At 68.5% G+C, this 17078-nt stretch carries 20 protein-coding genes; 8 read left to right on the top strand and 12 right to left on the bottom strand.

All coding sequences use genetic code 11. The features are described 5' to 3' along the window. Positions 1-78: 78 nt before the first annotated feature. From dut to coaBC, 3 genes are read right to left on the bottom strand one after another with little or no spacing between them, the layout of a single operon-like run. Positions 79-525 (bottom strand): dUTP diphosphatase, encoded by a 447-nt coding sequence (gene dut / locus BM004_RS19150; RefSeq protein WP_093129614.1) that lies wholly within the window; start codon positions 523-525, stop codon positions 79-81. Continuing rightward, positions 526-1011: a hypothetical protein gene (locus BM004_RS19145; RefSeq protein ID WP_256219955.1), complete on the bottom strand. Its 486-nt coding sequence runs from the start codon at positions 1009-1011 to the stop codon at positions 526-528. It abuts the gene before it with no gap. Further along, positions 1011-2234 carry a bifunctional phosphopantothenoylcysteine decarboxylase/phosphopantothenate--cysteine ligase CoaBC gene (gene coaBC / locus BM004_RS19140; protein ID WP_093215823.1) on the bottom strand — a complete coding sequence of 408 codons (1224 nt, stop codon included), beginning with the start codon at positions 2232-2234 and terminating at the stop codon, positions 1011-1013. The genes BM004_RS19145 and coaBC overlap by 1 nt, the downstream gene beginning before the upstream one ends. A 124-nt stretch (positions 2235-2358) precedes the next feature. Here coaBC and BM004_RS19135 point away from each other — a divergent pair, with 124 nt between their 5' ends. The 7 genes from BM004_RS19135 to BM004_RS19105 are packed head-to-tail and all read left to right on the top strand — an operon-like array spanning position 2359 to position 8325. Continuing rightward, entirely contained in the window at positions 2359-4041 is a 1683-nt protein-coding gene (locus BM004_RS19135; protein ID WP_093129612.1) for a CTP synthase, read from the top strand. After that, positions 4038-4328, top strand: coding sequence for a DUF1330 domain-containing protein (locus tag BM004_RS19130; RefSeq protein ID WP_093129611.1), 291 nt, complete (start codon positions 4038-4040; stop codon positions 4326-4328). The genes BM004_RS19135 and BM004_RS19130 overlap by 4 nt, the downstream gene beginning before the upstream one ends. Before the next feature lie 52 nt (positions 4329-4380). Beyond that, the gene (eno, locus tag BM004_RS19125; protein WP_093129610.1) at positions 4381-5664 is read left to right on the top strand and encodes a phosphopyruvate hydratase; all 1284 of its coding nucleotides are present in this window, start codon (positions 4381-4383) and stop codon (positions 5662-5664) included. A gap of 22 nt (positions 5665-5686) precedes the next feature. Further along, positions 5687-5965, top strand: a complete 279-nt coding sequence (gene ftsB / locus BM004_RS19120) for a cell division protein FtsB (RefSeq protein ID WP_093129609.1) — start codon at positions 5687-5689, stop codon at positions 5963-5965. 28 nt (positions 5966-5993) lie between these two features. Beyond that, positions 5994-6626, top strand: coding sequence for a nicotinamide riboside transporter PnuC (pnuC, locus tag BM004_RS19115; RefSeq protein ID WP_093215820.1), 633 nt, complete (start codon positions 5994-5996; stop codon positions 6624-6626). Next, positions 6623-7303, top strand: coding sequence for an AAA family ATPase (locus BM004_RS19110; RefSeq protein WP_093129607.1), 681 nt, complete (start codon positions 6623-6625; stop codon positions 7301-7303). The genes pnuC and BM004_RS19110 overlap by 4 nt, the downstream gene beginning before the upstream one ends. Before the next feature lie 41 nt (positions 7304-7344). Then, positions 7345-8325, top strand: a complete 981-nt coding sequence (locus BM004_RS19105; RefSeq protein ID WP_093215818.1) for a hypothetical protein — start codon at positions 7345-7347, stop codon at positions 8323-8325. A 72-nt stretch (positions 8326-8397) separates the two neighbouring features. On the opposite strand, the gene BM004_RS19100 is transcribed toward BM004_RS19105, so the two are convergent. Both BM004_RS19100 and BM004_RS19095 read right to left on the bottom strand, forming a co-directional pair. Then, positions 8398-9396, bottom strand: a complete 999-nt coding sequence (locus BM004_RS19100) for an Hsp33 family molecular chaperone HslO (RefSeq protein WP_093215815.1) — start codon at positions 9394-9396, stop codon at positions 8398-8400. Between the two features lie 37 nt (positions 9397-9433). Beyond that, positions 9434-9958, bottom strand: a complete 525-nt coding sequence (locus BM004_RS19095; protein ID WP_093129604.1) for a gamma carbonic anhydrase family protein — start codon at positions 9956-9958, stop codon at positions 9434-9436. 50 nt (positions 9959-10008) lie between these two features. Between BM004_RS19095 and BM004_RS19090 the strand changes: the two genes are divergently transcribed. Continuing rightward, the gene (locus BM004_RS19090) at positions 10009-10845 is read left to right on the top strand and encodes a ferritin-like domain-containing protein (RefSeq protein WP_093215813.1); all 837 of its coding nucleotides are present in this window, start codon (positions 10009-10011) and stop codon (positions 10843-10845) included. 42 nt (positions 10846-10887) lie between these two features. Here the strand turns inward: BM004_RS19090 and BM004_RS19085 are convergent, their stop codons facing one another. The 7 genes from BM004_RS19085 to xerD form a co-directional block, all read right to left on the bottom strand. Further along, positions 10888-11343 (bottom strand): MaoC family dehydratase, encoded by a 456-nt coding sequence (locus BM004_RS19085; RefSeq protein ID WP_093129602.1) that lies wholly within the window; start codon positions 11341-11343, stop codon positions 10888-10890. 39 nt (positions 11344-11382) lie between these two features. Then, positions 11383-12516: a thiolase family protein gene (locus tag BM004_RS19080; RefSeq protein ID WP_093215810.1), complete on the bottom strand. Its 1134-nt coding sequence runs from the start codon at positions 12514-12516 to the stop codon at positions 11383-11385. A gap of 95 nt (positions 12517-12611) precedes the next feature. Beyond that, positions 12612-13205 (bottom strand): TetR/AcrR family transcriptional regulator, encoded by a 594-nt coding sequence (locus BM004_RS19075; RefSeq protein ID WP_093215807.1) that lies wholly within the window; start codon positions 13203-13205, stop codon positions 12612-12614. An 82-nt stretch (positions 13206-13287) separates the two neighbouring features. After that, positions 13288-14280 (bottom strand): Bug family tripartite tricarboxylate transporter substrate binding protein, encoded by a 993-nt coding sequence (locus BM004_RS19070; protein ID WP_093215805.1) that lies wholly within the window; start codon positions 14278-14280, stop codon positions 13288-13290. Positions 14281-14302: 22 nt separating this feature from the next. Beyond that, entirely contained in the window at positions 14303-15277 is a 975-nt protein-coding gene (locus BM004_RS19065; RefSeq protein WP_093216326.1) for a Bug family tripartite tricarboxylate transporter substrate binding protein, read from the bottom strand. 8 nt (positions 15278-15285) lie between these two features. Further along, positions 15286-16107, bottom strand: a complete 822-nt coding sequence (locus tag BM004_RS19060; protein WP_093215802.1) for a DUF72 domain-containing protein — start codon at positions 16105-16107, stop codon at positions 15286-15288. Beyond that, the gene (xerD, locus tag BM004_RS19055) at positions 16082-16990 is read right to left on the bottom strand and encodes a site-specific tyrosine recombinase XerD (RefSeq protein WP_093129597.1); all 909 of its coding nucleotides are present in this window, start codon (positions 16988-16990) and stop codon (positions 16082-16084) included. Before xerD ends, BM004_RS19060 begins: the two co-directional genes overlap by 26 nt. Positions 16991-17078 lie beyond the last annotated feature (88 nt).

Genomic DNA, 17078 nt, shown 5'->3' with positions numbered 1-17078 from the left:
GGAAACTCAGGTGGCCTTAAGGAACCGGGCGGACCGAGCTAACCAGGCGGACCAGACCGGATCGCGCGGCCTCGAGCTTCAATGCTTGCCCGTGGAGCCGTAGCCGCCCTCGCCGCGTTGCGTGGGTGCAAATTCTGTGACCACGCGAAACTGCGCCTGCACCACCGGCACGATCACCAGCTGGGCCAGCCGCTCCATCGGGTTCAGCACGAAGGGGGTGTCGCTGCGGTTCCAGGCGCTGATCTTCAGCTCGCCCTGGTAGTCGCTGTCGATCAGGCCCACCAGGTTGCCCAGCACGATGCCGTGCTTGTGGCCCAGGCCCGAGCGCGGAAGGATCATCGCGGCGTAGGCCGGGTCGCCCAGGTGGATCGCGATGCCCGTGCCCACCAGCTGCCAGCCGTTGGGCTCGAGCGTGATGGGGGCGTCCAGGCACGCCCGCAGGTCGAGGCCGGCGCTTCCGGGGGTGGCATACGCGGGCAATTGATCCACCATGCGCGGATCGAGGATACGGACGTCGACTTTCACTTACTTGCTGCCTTGCTTGTGTTGCTGTTCTCTTTGCTTGCGTGCCGCTTCCTCGAGCACCTGCTGCCACTTGGCGACGCCGGGGGTAAGCTTCACGCCCTTCAATTTCCTGCCGAGCCAGAGGGTCACGCCCGCCAGCAGCACCAGCACGCCGAAAGGCACGCCGGCCGCCCACAGCACGAGGAACACCAGCGCGCCGACGACGCCCAGCACCTTGAGCAGCGCGGGGTCGAAGGAGCCGGGTTCGCGCCTGGGCACTTCGCCGTTGGGCGAGCCGAGCATGCCGGGAATGCCCGGCTGCTCGGCGCGCTGCATGGCGGCCGTCACGGGCCCCTGCTGGCCGGGCGAGGGAGTCATGCCCACGTCGAGCCCGGGCTCACCCTCTCGCGCGGCCCGCTTGGGCAGCGCGGCTTGCGCCGACAGCCGCTCGACGTAGCGGGCGAAGTCGCCGTTCGGCGGCGTGTTCCATTGGGGATTCAGGTTCATCAGACCCTCCAGTCGGGAAGTCGTGCGGCGATTTCGGTCATGAGCTCGCGCGCCAGCGTGAGCTTGGGTGCGCGGGGAAGCTCGCGCACGCCGTGGGTGTCCACCAGCAGCAGCGCGTTGTCGTCCTGCCCGAAGGCCAGCGGGCCGATGTTGCCGACCAGCAGCGGAATGCCCTTGCGCTGGCGCTTGGCCTTGGCGTGCTCGACGAGGTTCTCGCTCTCGGCGGCGAACCCCACGCAGAAAAGCTTCCTGGACTGGGCGCGTTCGCTGCGCGCCACGGTCAGCAGGATGTCGGCGTTCTCGACGAACTCGAGCACCGGCGTCTTGCCGCTGCCGTCCTTCTTGATCTTCTGGTCGCTCTGCGTCGCCGGGCGCCAGTCGGCCACCGCAGCCGTTGCTACAAAAATGCTAGCGTACTCGGCCGCACGGGTGGTCGCCTCGAGCATGTCCTGCGCCGACAGCACGTCCACCCGCGTGACGCCGCGCGGCGTCGGCAGGTGCACCGGGCCGGCCACCAGCGTGACCTCGGCGCCCGCCTCGCGGGCCGCGCGGGCAATGGCGAAGCCCATCTTTCCCGACGAATGGTTGGTGATGCCGCGGATCGGGTCGAGCGCCTCGAAGGTCGGGCCGGCCGTGACCAGCACCTTGTGCCCCGCCAGCAGCTTGGGGCTGAAGAACGCCGTGATGTCCTCGAGCAACTGCGCCGGTTCGAGCATGCGCCCGTCGCCGGTCTCGCCGCAGGCCTGCCAGCCGCTGCCCACGCCCAGCACGGTGGCGCCGTCGGCCGACACCTGCATCAGGTTGCGCTGGGTGGCGGGATGGGCCCACATCTCGCGGTTCATGGCGGGCGCGATCAGCAGCGGAATGCGATCCATCGGGCGGGCCAGGCACATCAGGCTCAGCAGGTCGTCGGAGCGGCCCTGCACCAGCCGCGCGATGAAGTCGGCGCTGCACGGCGCCAGCACGATGGCATCGGCCTCGCGGCTCAGATTGATGTGCGGCATGTTGTTGGGCTCGCGCGTGTCCCACTGCGAGGTGTAGACGGTGCGCCCCGACAGCGCCTGCATGGTCACGGGCGTGATGAACTGCTCCGCCGCCTCGGTCATCACGACCTGGACGGTCGCGCCGGCCTTGACGAACAGGCGGCACAGCTCGGCCGACTTGTAGCAGGCGATGCCGCCCGTGAGACCGAGAACGATGTGTTTGCCGGCGAGATCTTGCATGGGCCGTATTGTTGCTCATAGGCCATCGAACAAATGGCAACAAGCCCTTGGCGCAAAGTGCCGCAAAGGGCGCACCTATAATCGTAATTTCCCACTGCCCGGATTCACAGCGTCCGGAACTGGCATGACCAAATTTGTCTTCGTCACCGGTGGTGTCGTATCTTCCCTTGGCAAGGGAATCGCCTCCGCCTCGCTCGCCGCGATCCTCGAATCGCGCGGCCTCCAAGTCACCCTCATCAAGCTCGATCCGTACATCAATGTCGACCCCGGCACGATGTCGCCCTTCCAGCATGGGGAAGTGTTCGTCACCGATGACGGCGCAGAGACCGACCTCGACCTCGGCCACTACGAGCGCTTCATCAACACGCGCATGCGCAAGGCCAACAACTTCACGACCGGCCAGATCTACAAGACCGTGCTCGAGAAGGAGCGCCGCGGCGACTACCTCGGCAAGACGGTGCAGGTGATCCCGCACATCACCAACGAGATCCAGGAATACATCAAGCGCGGCGCCGGCATCGGCACCTCGCACGAGGTCGACGTGGCCATCGTCGAGATCGGCGGCACCGTGGGCGACATCGAATCGCTGCCCTTCCTCGAGGCCGTGCGCCAGATGAGCCTGCGCAACGGCCCGAACAACTCGGCCTTCGTGCACCTGAGCTACGTGCCCTGGATCGCCGCCGCCGGCGAGCTCAAGACCAAGCCCACCCAGCACACCGCCAAGGAACTGCGCGCCATCGGCATCCAGGCCGACGTGCTCCTGTGCCGCGCCGACCGCCCGATTCCCGACGACGAGCGCGCCAAGATCTCGCTGTTCTCGAACGTGCCCGAATGGGGCGTGATCTCCATGTGGGACGTGGACACCATCTACAAGGTGCCCCGCATGCTGCACGAACAGGGCCTGGACGGCCTGATCTGCGACAAGCTGCGCATCAACACCCCGCCCGCCAAGTTGCAGCGCTGGGACGACCTAGTCTACGAGGTCGAGCATCCGCAAAAGGAAGTGTCGATCGCCATGGTCGGCAAGTACGTCGACCTGTCGGACAGCTACAAGTCGCTGAACGAAGCCCTGCGCCACGCCGGCATGAAGAACCATGCCCGCGTGAAGATCGACTACATCGACTCCGAGACCATCAACGCACAGGACGTCTCGCGCCTGGCCAAGTACGACGCCATCCTGGTGCCCGGCGGCTTCGGCCAGCGCGGTGTCGAGGGCAAGATCTCGGCCGCGCGCTTCGCCCGCGAAGGCAAGGTGCCCTACCTGGGCATCTGCCTGGGCATGCAGGTCGCCACCATCGAGTACGCGCGCCACGTGGCCGGCCTGAAGAACGCCAACAGCACCGAGTTCGACCCCGAGACGCCCACCCCCGTGATCGCGCTGATCACCGAGTGGAAGGACCGCGACGGCACCGTGAAGACGCGCGACGAGAAGTCCGACCTCGGCGGCACCATGCGCCTGGGCGCGCAGAGCTCCGACGTGACGCCCGGCACGCTGGCCCACAGCATCTACGGCGACGTGGTCACCGAGCGCCATCGCCACCGCTATGAAGCCAACGTCAACTACCTGGACGAGCTGCGCAACGCCGGCCTCGTGATCTCCGCGCTCACGCAGCGCGAGCACCTGACCGAAATCGTCGAGCTGCCGCAGGACGTGCACCCCTGGTTCATGGGCGTGCAGTTCCACCCCGAGTTCAAGTCGACCCCGTGGGGCGGCCACCCGCTCTTCAACGCCTTCATCAAGGCGGCGCTCGAGCACAAGGACAAGGGCGCCGGCAGCACCAACAAGTCGTTGAAGGCCGTGGCATGAGCAGCGGCTACGTCATCGCCCACGTCGAGGTGACCAACCCGACGCAGTACGAGGAATACAAGAAGTGGTCGAGCGCTGCCATGCAGGCGCACGGCGCCGAGGTGTGCGTGCGCGGCGGCGAAGTGCAGCCGCTGGAAGGCGACTGGAAGCCCACCCGCATCGTCGTGCTCAAATTCGCCAGCTTCGAGAAGGCCAAGGCCTTCTACGACACGCCCGAGTACCTCAAGGCACGCGAAGCGCGTGCCGGCGCCGCCGTCATGAACATGATCGCGGTCGAAGGTCTCTGATTCCCGCGACCCAATTTATCCGCCCAAGAGAACAGAAAGAGAAAGACAAAAGATGAGTGCAATCGTTGACATCGTCGGCCGCGAAATTCTCGACAGCCGAGGCAACCCCACCGTCGAATGCGACGTGCTGCTCGAGTCGGGCACCATGGGCCGCGCAGCCGTGCCCTCGGGCGCGTCGACCGGTTCGCGCGAAGCCATCGAGCTGCGCGACGGCGACAAGAGCCGCTACCTCGGCAAGGGCGTGCTCAAGGCCGTGGAGAACATCAACACCGAGATCTCGGAAGCCGTGCTGGGCCTGGACGCCAGCGAACAGGCCTTCCTCGATCGCACGATGATCGACCTGGACGGCACCGACAACAAGGCCCGCCTGGGCGCCAACGCCACCCTCGCCGTGTCGATGGCCGTGGCCCGCGCCGCGGCCGAAGAGTCGGGCCTGCCGCTGTACCGCTACTTCGGCGGCATGGGCGGCATGCAGCTGCCGGTGCCGATGATGAACGTCATCAACGGCGGCGCGCACGCCAACAACAGCCTGGACCTGCAGGAGTTCATGATCATCCCCGTGGGCGCCAAGAGCTTCCGCGAGGCCGTGCGCTACGGCGCCGAAGTGTTCCATGCACTCAAGAAGATCCTGGGCGACCGCGGCATCAGCACGGCGGTGGGCGACGAAGGCGGCTTCGCTCCCAGCGTGGAGAGCCATGAAGCGGCCATCCTGCTGATCCTGGAAGCCATCGACAAGGCCGGCTACACCGCCGGCGAGCAGATCGCCCTGGGCCTCGATTGCGCGGCCAGCGAGTTCTACAAGGACGGCAAGTACGTGCTGTCTGGCGAGAACCTGTCGCTCACGGCCGAAAGCTGGACCGACATGCTCGCGAACTGGGTCGACAAGTACCCGATCATCAGCATCGAAGACGGCATGCACGAAGGCGACTGGGACGGCTGGAAGCACCTGACCGAACGCCTGGGCAAGCGCGTGCAGCTGGTGGGCGACGACCTGTTCGTCACCAACACCAAAATCCTGCAAGAGGGCATCGACAAGGGCATCGCCAACTCGATCCTGATCAAGATCAATCAGATCGGCACGCTGACCGAGACCTTCGCCGCCATCGAGATGGCCAAGCGCGCGGGCTACACCGCCGTCATTTCGCACCGTTCGGGCGAAACCGAGGACAGCACCATCGCCGACATCGCCGTGGGCACCAACGCCGGCCAGATCAAGACCGGCTCGCTGTCGCGTTCGGACCGCATCGCCAAGTACAACCAGCTGCTGCGCATCGAAGAAGACCTCGGCGACATCGCCGTGTACCCCGGCCGCGGCGCGTTCTACAACCTGAAGTAAACGCGCTGCGTCCGACCGCGTCATGCGCGCCCGCCTCGTTCCACCGATCATCCTGCTGCTCCTGCTGGCCGTCCTGCAGTGGCAGCTGTGGAACGGGCGCGGCAGCGTGCGCGACGTGGCGCAGCTGCGCACCAAGCTGGCCGACCAGAAGGACGCTAATGCCAAGGCCGCGCTGAACAACGAGCGCCTGACCTCGGAGGTCAACGACCTCAAGGACGGCCTCGAGATGGTCGAGGAACGCGCGCGGGCGGAACTCGGCATGGTCAAGCCGAACGAAGTGTTCGTACAGATCGCTCACTGACTCCCCTTCTTCACGACCGCGCCCGCTGATGACCGAGCTTCTCTCGGCCCCCGCATTCCTGCTGTGGGGCTCTCCCGTCAGCTGGCTCGAGCTGGTCGCCGCGCTGTTGGCACTGGCCATGGTCGGCTGCAACATGCGCGAGATCCACTGGGGATGGCCGCTGGCCATCGTCAGCTCGCTGCTCTACATGGCGGTGTTCGCCAAGGCCCGCATCTACGGCGACGCCTCGCTCCAGGTCTTCTTCGCTTTCGTCGCCCTGTGGGGCTGGGCGCAATGGCTGCGCGGCCACCGCGCCGACGGCAGCGCCTTGCAGGTCAGCCGGCTCTCGCCGCGCGGCGTTGCCCTCACGCTGGCCGCCTGCGCCTTCGCATGGCCGGCGGTCGCCCTCTTCCTGCGCCGCTTCACCGACACCGACGTGCCCTGGTGGGACGGCTTCGCCACCGGGCTGAGCCTGGTCGGGCAGTTCCTGCTCGGGCGCAAGTTCATCGAGAACTGGCTGATCTGGCTGGCGGTGAACGTGGTGAGCGTGGGTCTCTTCATCCACAAGGGCCTGTGGCTCACCGTGGGCCTGTACACGGTGTTCGCGGTGCTCAGCGTGGCGGGCTACCTGGCGTGGCGCCAGCGCTTGCCAGGCACGGCAACGAAGGCGGCGCACGCATGACGCCCAGCCTGCCCGCCGGCTGCGTGATTGCGCTCGTGGGCGCCGAGAGCACCGGCAAGACCGAGCTCGCGCGCGCCATCGCGCAGCGCCTGCAGGACCGCGGCACGCCGACCACGCTGGTGAGCGAGTACCTGCGCGAATGGTGCGAGCGCGAAGGCCGCACGCCGCGCCCCGACGAACAGCAAGCCATCGCCGACGAGCAGACGCGCCGCATCGCTGCCGCCGCGGCCTCGGGCGTGGTGGTGGCCGACACCACCGCGCTCATGACGGCGGTCTACAGCGAGCAGCTGTTCGCCGACACCTCGCTCCACGAGGCCGCCCTTGCCGCGCAACGGCGCTACGCCATCACGCTGCTCACCGCGCTCGACCTGCCCTGGGTGGCCGACGACATGCGCGACGGCCCGCATGCGCGCCAGCCGACCGACACGCTGGTGCGCGCCGCGCTCACCGGCGCCAGGCTGTCGTACGCCGTGGTGCACGGCAGCGGCGGCGAGCGGCTGGCCAATGCGTGGAACGCCATCAATTCCATCGCGGGCAACGAGGGCCGCGCGCGTGCGTCGGGCTCACGAAGCGGGTCCGAATCGAAGCCCGTCTCATGGTCATGGCCTTGCGAGAAGTGTTCCGACCCGGAATGCGAACATAAGCTCTTCAGCGATCTGATCGCGCGCCGCGACTGAAGTCCGGCCGCGCCCCGTCGCTTCCCCTCACCGGAGACCCGATGCCCCTGCCGACCGCCGCACTGCTTCCCACCGGCTTCGCCACCCTTGCCGCCGCCACCGCCTTGCTGCTGGCCGCGCCCGCCTTCGCGGCCCCGGTGGCCGCCACCGTCGAGAACGGCACCACCACCACCGCCTGCGCCGAGGAAGACAACGTCTCGCTGACGCTGCGCGGCGACGGCATCCGCCACATGCGCATCGAGGCGCTGCAGCCCGACTACCTCGACAAGATCGGCAACGACGTCACCAAGCCCGACTTCTCGGGCTGCAACTTCGACGGCGGCGCGCACCCGACCGACCCCGCGCACCGCTTTCGTAAGCGCACCGTGGTGCTGATGGACAACGCCCAGTGGCGCATCGTCGGCATGACGCTGCCGACCTTCTGGCGCGCGCAGCGCGTGCCGGTGCAGGTGGGCAAGCGCAAGGACAGCGGCTTTCACCTGCTGCAGGTGTTCAAGAAGGAGAACGGCAAGGCGCTCGAGGCCATCGTGCTCTATCCGTCGGACGGCTACTGGCGCCTCAAGCCGCTGCCCGACGCGCGCTTCGGCGACGGCGTGTACGGCTCGTCGTTCCTGCTCGGACCGGTCGAGGCGGCCGCGCGGCCGGTGGTGAACATCGCGTCGATCCGCATCGTGCCGCGTCCGCTGGCCATCCATGTGCGCTTCACCGACGGCGGCAGCGCGGTGGCGCGGGTCAACGAGATCAGCCGCACGCGCACCGCGCTCGACGTGACGCTGTCCAAGCCCACCGCCAGCGCGCAGCCCTTCGCGGTGCTGCGCTCGATGTACGTGACGCCCGACAACGCCGACGTGAGCGAGGTGCGCTGGCAGGCCACGCCGCAAGCCGCGCCGCAGGTGCTGCCCTTGCCCGAGGTGAAGACGCTGCAGGCCACGCAGGTGCGCTTCGGGCGCAGCCTGCCGTCCAAGCACAACACCAGCGCGCCGGACATCGCGTTCAGCGGCTTCGACGACGCGGCGCGCTAGAAACGAGGGAGGCGCCGCAAGCGCCGGAACATGCGGGCCCACAAGGCCCACAGGCCCGCAACGCCAGCCTGGTTACTGGACGACCGGGCTGCCCGGAATCTGGTCGCCCAGCGGCTTGAAGAGTTGCGCCGCATCGACCGCGTCGAAGCGGTACTGCTTGCCGCAGAAGTCGCAGCCCACCTCGATGTCGCCGCGCTCGGCGAGGATGCTCTCGGCCTCTTCCACGCCCAGCCCGCGGATCATCTGCGCCACGCGCTCGCGCCCGCAGGTGCAGGCGAAGTGCGGGCCCTGCGGGCCGGCCTGCGGTTCGAAGCGCAGCAGCTTTTCTTCCCAGAACAGGCGGCGAAGAATGGTCTCGATGTCCAGCGTGAGCAACTCGTCGCGCGTCAGGCTCGACGCGAGGATGGAGATGCGGTTGTAGTCCTCGTTGCGGCCGATCTGGTCTTCGTTGGCCTGGTCGTGGTCCCTGTCGGCGGTGCCTTCGAGGTTGCCCTCGCCCTTCACCGGCAGGCGCTGGATCAGCAGGCCCGCGGCCACCTTGTCGTCGGCCGCCAGCACCAGCGTGGTGTCGAGCTGTTCGCTTTGCAGCATGTAGTGCTGCAGCACGTCGCTGAGCTTGCCCAGCTTCTCGCCGTCGTCACCGAACAGCGGAACCACGCCCTGGTACGGCGTGGCGCCCGGCAGCTTGTCCTTCGGGTCGAGCGTGATCGCGCAGCGGCCCTTGTTGTTCACGTTGACCATGTCGGGCAGCCGCGCATCGGCCGGCAGGTCGCCGATCACCTTGGCGGTGGCGCGCAGGCTCAGGTCGGGCTTGGCCTCGGCCACGGCCACCTTCACGGGGCCGTCGCCGAAGATCTGCAGGATCAGCGCGCCGTTGAACTTGATGTTGGCCTGCATCAGCGTGGCCGCGGCCGTCATCTCGCCGAGCAGCTCGGCCACCGGCGGCGGGTACGGGCCGGTGGAGGTGTTGGAGGCGCGCCGCGCAAGAATCTCCTGCCACGCATCCGTCAGGCGCACGATCATGCCGCGCACCGGCAGGCCATCGAACAGGAATTTGTGCAGCTCGCTCAAAACGTTTTCTTTCTCTGTGTGCCTGCGACCCGGGGGGTCAGGCGATCTTCCTGAGACCCTTCGCGAAGCGATGGGCGTTCTCTACATAGTGCTCGGCGCTCTGGCGCAACCGGGCGGCGGCCGCATCGTCGAGCGTGCGAACCACCTTGGCCGGCGAGCCGATGATGAGGGAATTGTCGGGAAACTCCTTGCCCTCGGTCACGACGCTGCCAGCGCCAACGATCGAGTTGCGGCCGATCTTCGCGTTATTCAAGACCACCGCCTGGATGCCGATCAGCGAGTTGTCGCCCACGGTGCAGCCGTGCAGCATCACCTGGTGGCCCACGGTGACGTTCTCGCCGATGGTCAGCGGGCAGCCGACGTCGGCGTGCAGCACCGACAGGTCCTGGATGTTGCTGTTGCGCCCGATGCTCAGCGTCTCGGTGTCCCCGCGCAGCACGGCGCCGAACCACACGCTGGCGTTCTCCGCCAGCTTGACGTTGCCCATGACCTGCGCGCTGTCGGCCACCCATGCACCTTCGCCCAGTTGAGGGGCCACACCGTCGAGTTCGTAGAGCGCCATTGTTCTTGTCTCCGGAAATGTCAAAGAAGGTCAAAACTAGAATTGTAGGGATGCACCCCCGATTGAGCGCGCTGGCCGCGCTGCGCCTGACAGATCCAGACGAGAAAGTAGCCGCCACGCGCGCCGCTGCTGCGCAAGGCGCTACCGATTCCATAGCAACGGGCGCCATTCGCACGCCCGGCGACGACACCGGCGTGCCCGGCCGCCCGGAAAAGCCCGCGCGCGTGGCCGCCACGGCGGTGCAGAAGCGCTCGCCTTTCACCCCCGAAGGCCGCGCCGCGCTGATCCATTCGATCTGCCACATCGAGTTCAACGCGATCAACCTCGCGCTGGACGCCGTGTGGCGCTACGACGGCATGCCCGAGGCCTACTACCGCGACTGGCTGCGCGTGGCCGACGAAGAGGCGCTGCACTTCACGCTGCTGCACACGCACCTGCAGGGCATGGGCTACCGCTACGGCGACTTCCCCGGCCACGACGGGCTGTGGAACATGTGCGAGAAAACGAAGGACGACGTGCTCGCCCGCATGGCGCTGGTGCCGCGCACGCTGGAAGCGCGCGGGCTCGACGCCACGCCGCTCATCCAGGCCAAGCTCAAGCGCGTGAACACGCCCGACGCGCTGCGCGCGGTCGAGATCCTCGACATCATCCTGCGCGACGAGGTCGGCCACGTGGCCATCGGCAACCACTGGTACCGCTGGCTGTGCGACGGCGCGGGCCTCGACGCCGAGGCGACCTACCCCGCGCTGGTGGCGCGCTACGACGCGCCGCGCCACAAGCCGCCGTTCAACCTCGAGGCGCGCGGGCGGGCCGGCTTCAGCGACGAGGAGCTGCGCCAGCTGGTGGCGACCTCGCAAGCCAACCAGGCGGCCCAGGACAAGCGCTGAACGCGCCCAATGGCGCCGGCGCGTGCAAGGGGCCGTGCAGGACTACACAGCCTGCGCAGGCCGCGCGTGCACCACCAGCTTCGGCGTGAAGTACTGGAGCACCTCGCCGCGCTGGTTGCGCGTCTGGCAGCGCATGGTCACCATCGCGCGGCCGGGCTTGGAACGCGAAGGCGCGATGTCGATCACCTCGCTGACCACATGCAGCACGTCGCCGGGCCGCGTCGGCTTGGGCCATTGCAGCTCGCCACCCGAACCGATGATGCCGTCGGCCAGCGGAATGCCGCTCTCCACCAGCAGCTTCATGGTGAGCGCGGCCGTGTGCCAGCCGCTCGCGGCCAGCCCGGCGAAGAAGGTGCTCTTCGCGGCCTCCTCGTCGGTGTGGAACGGCTGCGGGTCGAACTGCTGCGCAAAGGCCTTGATCTGCGCCGCGTCGAGCGTGTGTTCCGCGCTCTGGAAACGGTCGCCGACCTTCAGGTCTTCGAGGTACAGCTTGGCCATGGAAGTCTCCTTGTTGTGACGAGCCTCATTCTCGGGCGATCAGACGCGCTCGAGGATGGTCGCAATGCCCTGCCCACCGCCGATGCATTGCGTGGCCAGCGCGTAGCGGCCGTTCTCGCGCGCCAGCAGCGACGCCGCCTTGCCGGTGATGCGCGCACCGGTGGCGCCCAGCGGGTGGCCGATGGCCAGGCCGCCGCCGTCGAGGTTGACCTTGGCGGGGTCCAGCCCCAGGTCGCGGATGCAGGCCAGCGCCTGCGACGAGAAGGCCTCGTTGATCTCGATCACGTCGAGGTCGGCCGCGCTCAGGCAGGCGCGCGCCAGCGCCTTGCGGGTCGCGGGAATCGGGCCGATGCCCATGATGGCCGGGTCGACGCCCACGGTCGCGAACGACTTGATGCGCGCCAGCGCCTTCAGGCCATGCTTCGCGGCGAAGGCGTCGCTGGTGACCAGCACCACGGCCGCGCCGTCGGTCAGCGGCGACGCGGTACCGGCCGTGACCACGCCGTCGGGGCGGAACGCGGGCTTCAGGTTGGCCAGCGCCTCGGCCGAGGTGGTCGGGCGGATGCAGCCGTCGGCATCGACGATGTCGCCCGAGGCCAGGCGCACCGGCACGATCTCGCCGGCCAGCCGGCCCTGCGCGCGCGCCTCGGCCGCCTTGCGGTGCGATTCCACGGCCAGCGCCTCCTGGTCGGCGCGGCTCACGTTCCAGCGCTGCGCCACGTTCTCGGCCGTCTCGCCCATCGAGATGTAGGCGTCGGTGGTTTCCAGCAGCTCGGGGTTGGGCGAGAAGTTGAAGCCGCCCTGCGGCACCATCGTCATCGACTCCACGCCCACGCACAGGAAGGCTTCGCCCATGCCGGCCTCGATCTGCGCGGCGGCGATGTGCACGGCCTGCATCGACGAGCCGCAGAAGCGGTTCACCGTCATGCCGCCCACCTCGTGCGGCAGGCCGGCCAGCAGCCCGACGATGCGCGCGAGGTTGTTGCCCTGCGAGGCCTCGGGATAGGCGCAGCCCAGGATGATGTCTTCGAGCAGCGCGGGGTCGAGGTCGGTGCGCTGCAGCAGCCCGCGCACCACGCCTGCGGCGAGCGTGTCGGGGCGCACTTCGGCAAGGGCCCCTTTCTTCGCGAAGTGGAACGGGGAACGGGCGTAGGCGGAAATGACGGCTTTCATGAGGGTGCTCCAACAGACTAAACCTACCATCCAATCGGTAGGCTATGAGGTCAAAAAATAGGCACGCCTGAACGTGCCCGCATCAGGCCCGGCGGTCAGCCGGGCAGTGAACTCCTGAGTTGCGCGATGGCGTCGTCGAAGTCGTCGACGCGCCCTGTCATGCGCGCCGACAACAGCGCACCCTGGCAGACCGTGAACACATAGGCGGCCAGCGACGCGACCGAAGGGCCCTTCTTGCCCTTCTCCCGCACGGGCACGAGCGCCCCCAGCACACCGGTGAGCCATGTGACCTGCGTGTTGCGCAACTCCTGCACGGCCTGGCGCAACTCGTCGTTGATGACGTCCCAGCCCGGTGCCAGCGCGCCCGCCGGGCACATGCCCGAGCCGGCCTTCAGCGTGTTGCGGTACATGCGGAAATACGATTCGAGCGCGTCCTTCGGCTCGCGCGCACGTGCCGCGTCCCAGTCCTTGAAGCCTTGCGTGGCGCCGCGAATCACGGCGATGCCCAGCGCTTCCTTGCTCGCAAAGTGGTGGTACAGGCTGGCCTTGCGAACCCCCACCGCATCGGCCACGTCCTGGAAGCTGAAGCCCAGGTAGGAGCGCGTTTCGATGAACCCGCGCGCCGCCGCGAGGATCTGCTCGCGGGTGCTGCCCGTGGCAAGGGCGGTGGCGGTGGAAGTGGCTGTCATCTACCTACTATAAGGTAGGGGAAATCAAACCACAAGCGCCAGGGTCACCCGGGCGTCAGCACGCTCAGTCGACCCCGCAGGCTCAATCGGCCTTGATGCCCGCCGCCTTGACGATGCGGCCGTTGCTCTCGAACTCGCTGGCGATTTCCTTGGCGAAGGCTTGCGAGCTGCCGCCGGTCGGCACGTTGTCGGTGGCCGTGAGCTTGGCGCGCAGTTCGGGGCTGGCCAGCGCCTTGTTGATCTCGGCGTTGTACCTGGCGACCAGCGCGGGCGGCGTGGCGGCCGGCGCGAACACGCCGAACAGCGAGTTGATGTTGGCCGCCTTGTAGCCCAGCTCGCCCAGCGTGGGCACCTGCGGCAGGCTCTCCAGCCGCGCCGGTGCGCCCACGGCCAGCGGGCGCAGCTTGCCCGACTGGATGTGCGACGACAGCGTCGGGCTCGCGTTGGTCGACAAGATTTCGAACTGCCCGCCGATGGCGTCGTTCAGCTGCTGGCCGCCGCCCTTGTAGGGCACGTGCGTGATGTCGACGCCGGCCGCCGCATGCAGCTGCTCCAGCACGATGTGGCCCAGCGACGCCGAGCCCGACGTGGCCCAGCGCACCGCGCCCGGGTGCGCCTTGGCGTCGTCGATCAGCGCGCGGAAGTCCTTCGCCTTGCTGGCCGGCGTGGCGATCAGCAGCACCGGCGAATACATCACGCTGGCCACCGGCACCACGTCCTTCAACGGGTCGAAGGGCAGCTTGCCGAGGTGCGGGCTCAGCACCAGCGGGCTGATGGCCGAGAAGCCCAGCGTGGCCCCGTCGGGCGCGGCCTTGGCCACGGCGTCCATGCCGATGGCGCCGCTGGCGCCCGCGCGGTTGTCCACGATCACCGTGGTGCCCATCTGCGCGGCCAGGCGGTCGCCGAGCGCGCGCGCGACCACGTCGCTGACGCCGCCGGCCGGGTACGCGACGATGAGGCGCACGGTCTTGGGAACGGCCTGCGCGTGTGCGCCGGAAGCGGCGCACAGGGCCGCGGCGGCCAGGAGTCGGGTCGCCGTGCGGCGCGAGGGCTTCGAGGAAGCTAGGAAATTCATGTGATCGGTTACGTGGTTGGCATCAGTCCAGCTGCAGCTTGCGCTCGCGAATCAGCCTGGACCATTTCTCATTGTCCGCCTTGACGAAGGCCGCGAACTCCGCAGGGCCGAGCGGATGCACCTCGGCGCCCGCGGTGGCGAACTTGGCCTTGATGTCGGGCTGCGCCAGCGCCTTGGCCAGCTCGCCCGACAGCTTGTCGACCACGTCCTTCGGCATGTTGGCCGGGCCCACCAGCCCCTGGAAGCCGACCGCCTCCATGCCCGCAAGGCCCAGCTCCTTCACGGTCGGCACGTCGGGCAGCTGCGGGTCGCGCACAGGGCCGGTGACGGCCAGCGCCTTCAGCTTGCCGCCCTTCACCTGCGGCAGCAGCACGCTGCCCGCGTCGATGAGGATCTGCGTCTGCCCGCCCAGCAGGTCCTGCACCGCGGGCGCGCTGCCCTTGTAGGGCACGTGTGTCATGTCCAGGCCCGTCACCTGGTTCATGAGCTCGCCGTTCAGGTGCGTCGAGGTGCCGTTGCCGCCCGACGCAAAGTTGACCTTGCCCGGCTGCCCCTTGGCCCAGGCCACGAACTCCTTGAGGTTCCTGGCCGGATGGTCGGGCCGCGTCACCGCGATGTAGCTGCCCTGGCTGATCTGGCCGATGTACGTGAACTGCCTGATCGGGTCGTACGGCGGCTTGCTCTGCAGGTACGGCGCAATGGCGAACGGGCCGGTGTTGGCCAGCAGCAGCGTGTAGCCGTCGGCCGGCTGGCGCGTGAGTTCGGTGGCGGCGATCATGCCGCTCGCGCCGGGCTTGTAGTCGACCACCAATTGCTGCTTGAGCGCCTCCTGCAGCGGCACCTGCACCGTGCGCGCCGCAAAGTCGATGCCGCCGCCGGGCGGATAGCCGACGATCAGGCGAATGGGCTTGGCGCTGGGGAAGCCCTGGGCCGCGGCAAGGCCGGTGGCGGCGGCCAGCGCAAGGCCGGTGCAAAGCTTGTCGAATCTGAAATTCATGGTCATGGTCATGTTGTGTCTCCTCGGATCGGTCGACGATTCTGCAGGAGACGCCGCAGCGTCAACGCATTGCCGACCGCCTCGCCGCCCGCCGTGTTGTCGAAGATGCACCAGCACCGCGCGCCCTCTTCCGTCGCAAGCCGCAGCCGCTGCGCGAGCCGTGCGAGCAGCGCGTCGCCGTAGGCCGACCAGTAGCGCCGCGGCGAGCCGTGCAGCCGCAGATAGACCAGGCCCGGCCAGCCGCCGGGCGCAGCGGCTTGGTCGAACAGCACCGGGTCGGCCAGCACGCGCGCCACCTCGAAGCCCGCGAGCAGCGCGTCGGCCTGCGGCGTGAACCAGCTGCGATGGCGCGGCTCGAGCACCACCGCGCCCGCATGCCGGCGCCGCATCGCCGCAAGGAAGCGGCGGACCACGGCGGCGTCGAACGCGAGGCTGGGCGGCAACTGCACGACCAGCACACCGAGCCTGTCGCCGAGCCCGCCGGCCTGCGCAAGGAAGTCCTCGAACGGCGCCATTGCATCGACCAGCCGCCGTTCATGCGTGACGGCCTGCGGCAGCTTGACGGCGAAGCGAAATGCGGCGGGCGTGCTGGCCGCCCACCGCTCGTAGGTCTCGCGCCGGTGCGGGCGGTAGAACGAGGTGTCGATCTCGACGGCATCGAAGACCTGCGCATAGCGCGCGAGGTGCGAGCCTTCGGCGGGGAACTCGCGCCACTGCGCGCGCGGCAGGCTCCAGCCGGCACAGCCGATCCGGTCGCCCCGGTCGCCCCGGTCGCCCCGGTCGAGGTGCAAGGGTGCTCGCGGCTCACCCGCGCGGGTGGTGCCTGGCATGCAACTGCTTCAGGCGCTCGCGCGCCACGTGCGTGTAGATGGTGGTGGTCGAGATGTCGGCATGCCCCAGCAGCAGCTGCACCGCGCGCAGGTCCACGCCGTGGTTCAGCAGGTGCGTGGCGAAGGCGTGGCGCAGCGTGTGCGGCGACAGCGGCACGTGGATGCCGGCGGTGGCCGCGTGCTTCTTCACGATGATCCAGAACATCACGCGCGTCATGCCCGCGCCGCGCGCGGTCACGAACAGGTCGGGCGTCTGCTGGCCGCCGAGGATGTCGGGGCGCGCGTCGTCGATGTAGCGCTCGATCCAGCGCCGCGCCTCGCCGCCGAACGGCACCAGCCGCTCCTTGTTGCCCTTGCCGAGCACGCGCAGCACGCCGTCGTTGAGGCTCAGGTCGATGGCCTTGAGCGCCACCAGTTCGCTCACGCGCAGGCCGCTCGCGTACATCAGCTCCAGCATCGCGCGGTCGCGCAGGCCCAGCGGCGTCTGCACGTCGGGCGCGCCGAGCAGGTCGTCGACCTGCTTTTCCGACAGCGTCTTGATGGCGCGCGGCATCTGCCGCGCGGGCATGAGCCGGATGGTCGGGTCGGCCACGATGCGCCGCTCGCGCAGCGCCCAGCGAAAGTAGCGCTTGAACACGGTGAGCCGGCGGTTCGCCGAGGTGGCCTTGCCCTTGGTCGACAGGCGCGCGCCCATGTAGGCCTGCACGTCGGTCTCGCGCGCCGAGGCCAGCGCGGCGCCGTCGCGCTGCTCGCGCAGCCACTGCGCGAACAGCGCGAGGTCGCGGCGGTAGGCGGCCAGGGTGTTCTTCGACAGGCCGTCCTCGAGCCAGAGGGCGTCGATGAAGTCGTCGATGTCGGGTGTCTGCGTGGCGGCCTCTGTCATGCCGTGCAAGATAACAAAAGAATGGGCCCGAAAAGAAAAAAGCCGCCCGGCATGCGGGCGGCTTCCGGGGGGCCGGGAAGAATCCCGG

The organism is Variovorax sp. OK212, assembly GCF_900112425.1.
In the GTDB taxonomy this organism is placed as follows: Bacteria; Pseudomonadota; Gammaproteobacteria; order Burkholderiales; family Burkholderiaceae_C; genus Variovorax.
This window is presented reverse-complemented; position numbering and strand designations above follow the sequence as displayed.